This is a genomic window from Streptomyces sp. NPDC051578 (genome assembly GCF_044454045.1).
Lineage (GTDB): Bacteria > Actinomycetota > Actinomycetes > Streptomycetales > Streptomycetaceae > Streptomyces.
The window spans coordinates 1-3,435 of record NZ_JBITDH010000022.1 but is presented as its reverse complement, the minus strand read 5'-3'; the positions used below and the strand labels follow the sequence as shown (position 1 = coordinate 3,435).

At 71.4% G+C, this 3,435-nt stretch carries 5 protein-coding genes; 2 read left to right on the top strand and 3 right to left on the bottom strand.

Annotated elements, in window-relative coordinates; all coding sequences use genetic code 11:
- Nucleotides 1–399: hypothetical protein (locus tag ACIA6C_RS33110; protein ID WP_399281396.1), on the top strand; the 399-nt coding region annotated here is incomplete at its 5' end.
- 82 nt (nt 400–481) lie between these two features.
- Here the strand turns inward: ACIA6C_RS33110 and ACIA6C_RS33105 are convergent.
- Nucleotides 482–1,489, bottom strand: coding sequence for a stage II sporulation protein M (locus tag ACIA6C_RS33105; RefSeq protein ID WP_399281395.1), 1,008 nt, complete (start codon nt 1,487–1,489; stop codon nt 482–484).
- Between the two features lie 122 nt (nt 1,490–1,611).
- Between ACIA6C_RS33105 and ACIA6C_RS33100 the strand changes: the two genes are divergently transcribed.
- Nucleotides 1,612–2,586, top strand: a complete 975-nt coding sequence (locus ACIA6C_RS33100) for an RDD family protein (RefSeq protein ID WP_399281394.1) — start codon at nt 1,612–1,614, stop codon at nt 2,584–2,586.
- A gap of 5 nt (nt 2,587–2,591) precedes the next feature.
- Here ACIA6C_RS33100 and ACIA6C_RS33095 read toward each other — a convergent pair whose 3' ends face one another.
- Both ACIA6C_RS33095 and ACIA6C_RS33090 read right to left on the bottom strand, forming a co-directional pair.
- On the bottom strand, nt 2,592–3,209 hold the full coding sequence (locus ACIA6C_RS33095; protein WP_399281393.1) for a hypothetical protein: 618 nt from the start codon (nt 3,207–3,209) through the stop codon (nt 2,592–2,594).
- A 134-nt stretch (nt 3,210–3,343) separates the two neighbouring features.
- Nucleotides 3,344–3,435: adenosylhomocysteinase (locus tag ACIA6C_RS33090; protein ID WP_399279836.1), on the bottom strand; the 92-nt coding region annotated here is incomplete at its 5' end.

The following is a 3,435-nucleotide window of genomic DNA, read 5'->3' as shown; positions in this document are numbered from 1 at the left end:
TCAAAGGAACCTCATCCACCGGAGTGGACGGGGTATCAACTTCTGGCGTTGATTTTTGGCACGCTGTTGAGTTCTCAAGGAACGGACGCTTCCTTCGTACTCACCCTCGCGGGTTTTCCTCCGGGCGCTTCCTTTGTTCTTCGTTTTGTTCTTGCGTTTCCGACTCTATCAGACTCTTTCGTGCCTGATTCCCGGTCGAAGCGGGGATTGCTTTCCAAGATTACGCTTTCGCGTTTCCCTTTCCGGCGATTCCGACTCTATCAGAACTTTTCCACCGGATTTCCCGGCTTCGAAGCTTCGGTGATGAGACGGCAGTGCCCACTCGGAATCCAATTCCTGGGGGCGAGAGAGATTTTTAACGATCACGTCCGAACCTGTCCGGCTCGGGCAACCGTTTGAATCTACCTCCCCGCAGTCACCGTGTCAACAGTGTTTGCGGGACAGGCGAGGAGACTAGCAGCTCCAGCGGGCCCTGCGCACATCAGGCCGCGGTGGGGAGCGTCGAGGTCCGGTCCGCCGCCTCTACGTCGCCCACTTCGCCCGCCCGCGATGCGCGGCCGCCCAGGACGTAGACGTAGGTCAGGAAGGCCGCTTCGGCGACGACGCCGATGGCGATGCGGGCCCCGGTGGGAAGGCCCGACGGGGTCACGAACCCCTCGATCAGGCCCGAGACGAAGAGGACCACGGCCAGGCCGATGGCCATGCCGAGGGCGGCGCGGCCCTGTTCGGCGAGGGCCGTGCGGCGGGTCCGGGGGCCGGGGTCGATGACCGTCCAGCCCAGGCGCAGGCCCGTACCGGCGGCGACGAAGACCGCCGTCAGTTCGAGGAGGCCGTGCGGGAGGATCAGGCCGAGGAACACGTCGAGTCGTCCGGCGGACGCCATCAGGCCGACGCCGACTCCGAGGTTCGCCATGTTGAGGAACAGGATCCACAGGACGGGCAGCCCGAGGAACGCCCCGAGGACCAGGCACACCGCGGCCGCTTGGGCGTTGTTCGTCCAGACCTGGGCCGCGAAGGACGCCGCGGGGTGGCTGGAGTAGTACGTCTCGTACTCGCCACCGGGCCGGGTCAGCCGCTTGAGCTCCGCCGGCGCCGCGACGGAGGCCTGCACCTCGGGGTGGGTGGCGATCCACCAGCCGATGAGCACACCGACCGCGACGGACAGCAGCGCCGTCGGTATCCACCAGCGGCGGCTGCGGTAGACGGCGGCCGGGAAGCCGGCGGTGAAGAAGCGGGCCGCGTCGCGCCAGCCGGCCCGGCGGGCGCCGGTCACCGAGGCGCGGGCACGCGCGACGAGCTGGGTGAGGCGGCCGATGAGCATCGGGTCGGGGGCGCTGGACTGGATCAGGGAGAGGTGGGTGGAGGCGCTCTGGTAGAGCTCGACGAGTTCGTCCGCCTCCGCCCCGGTGAGCCGACGGCCGCGGCCGAGGAGCTGTTCCAGACGGGCCCACTGCGCCTGGTGGGCCGCCACGAAGACGTCGACATCCATTCGGTTTACCGCTCCCCTGCCCCTGGCCACCGCTGCTGACTACTGCTGCCGTGGTCAGCTTGGCAGACTGATCGGCACAGGGGCGGGGTCAGGTCAGTCGGTCAGGGGAAGGGTGCGCATCAGTGAGCGATCTGGTGACGGGGGACGCGGTCGTCCTGGGGTTGCGGCCGGCGAGACTGCCGAGCCGGGCGCTGGCGGTGATGCTGGACGCGCTCGTCTACGTCGTCGGGTACGTGATCGTGTCGCTCGGGGTGGTGTTCGCGACGGCTTCGCTGGACGAGGCGGCGCAGGCGGCCGTCCAGGTGGGCATGTTCGTGCTGGTGCTGGTCGGTGTGCCGATCGCGGTGGAGACGCTGAGCCACGGCCGGTCGTTGGGGAAGCTGGCCTGCGGGTTGCGGGTGGTGCGGGAGGACGGCGGACCGATCCGGTTCCGGCACGCGCTGGTGCGCGGGGCCATGGGGGTCGTGGAACTGCAGATGACCTTCGGGGCGGTGGCGTGCATCGCCTCGCTGGTGTCGGAGCGGGGGCGCCGGCTCGGGGACGTGTTCGCGGGGACCCTGGTGATACGGGAGCGCGTGCCCGGGGCGCGTGTGATGGCGGTGCCCCCGCCGCCGCCGTGGCTGGCCGGGCGGTTCTCGGGGCTGGACCTGTCGGCGGTTCCCGACGGGTTGTGGCTGGCGGTACGGCAGTACCTGACGCGGATGAACCAGCTGGACCCGGCGACGGGCGCCGCGATGGCGGCGAAGCTGGCGGACGAGGTGGTGGCGCGGACGGGAACCCCGCCGCCGGCCGGGGTGCCGGCCGCCGCGTTCTTGATGGCGGTGGTGTACGAGCGGCAGACGCGGGATGCGGCGAAGGCGTTCGGGACGACCGCCGCGCCGTACGGTCCGCCGGTTCCGCCGTACGGCCCGCCGGTTCCACCGTACGGTCCGCCGGTTCCGGCCTACGGTCCTCCGGCCCCGTTCCACGGGCAACCGGCACCCGTCGCCACCCCGCCCGTACAGGCGCCGGCGGCCCAGGCGGCCCCTGCCCCGTACGTCCCGCCCGTGGCGCCGCCCGCGTCCGGCGGCGGGACCGGGTTCGCGCCGCCCGCCTGAGCCGGTCAGTCCTCGAAGGTGGAGGGCGGGGTCTCCAGGTGCTCCAGCTCGATGCCGGGGGCGGAGAGGACCACGTCCCCGGCGATGTGCAGGGTGTGCACCTCGCCCGTGTCCAGCGCGCTGACCCGGTACTCGTCCACCAGGAGCGGGCCGCTGTCGGTGGCGTGTTCCGTGCGGCCGGTCAGGGTCCAGGCCTGGTCGACGGTCCGGGGTGCCAGGACCGGGTCGGTGAGGGCGACGAGCCGGACGCGCGTCGCGGGGGCGCCCGGGGTGAGGCGCAGCAGCCGGGTGGTCGCGATGAGGAAGGCCGGCGAGGTGCCGGTGAAGCCGGGGGCGTGGACGTTGCCCTCGGTGGCTTCGGCGCCGGCGGGGTCGGTGCGGACCCAGGTGACGCCGTCGATGGCGGCGCCCCGGACCTGCCAACCGGCGGCGTTGGCCTCCAGGCGAATGGGTCTGCCGAGTTCGTCCACGGCCAGGTCCACGGAGCCGCGGTGGTCGCCGTTCGGGCCGGTCAGCTGGGCGACGTAGCGCCAGCCGGAGGGGCCGGGGGCGCAGTGGAAGTGCTCCTCGCCGAGCGGGGTGTGGTCGTGCGGGTCGTGGAGCGAGTAGCGGCCGCGGGGCATGGGCGCACGTTCGTTTCTGGGAGGGGACGTCTCGGGTACGGGGCAGGCCCCCGGCGCGTGTGCCGGGGGCCTGCCTGGGGTGCTGCGCGCTGCGTGATTGTGCTGCCTGATCCGTGCGGATCAGTGGCCGTGCATCAGTAGCGGTAGTGGTCGGGCTTGTACGGGCCTTCGACCTTGACGCCGATGTAGGCGGCCTGCTCCGGGCGCAGGGTGGTGAGCTTGACGC

Excerpts from the sequence above, each read along its gene's own strand:
- ACIA6C_RS33105 (WP_399281395.1), bottom strand. The coding sequence starts at position 1,489 with ATGGATGTCGACGTCTTCGTGGCGGCCCACCAGGCGCAGTGGGCCCGT.
- ACIA6C_RS33095 (WP_399281393.1), bottom strand. The coding sequence starts at position 3,209 with ATGCCCCGCGGCCGCTACTCGCTCCACGACCCGCACGACCACACCCCG.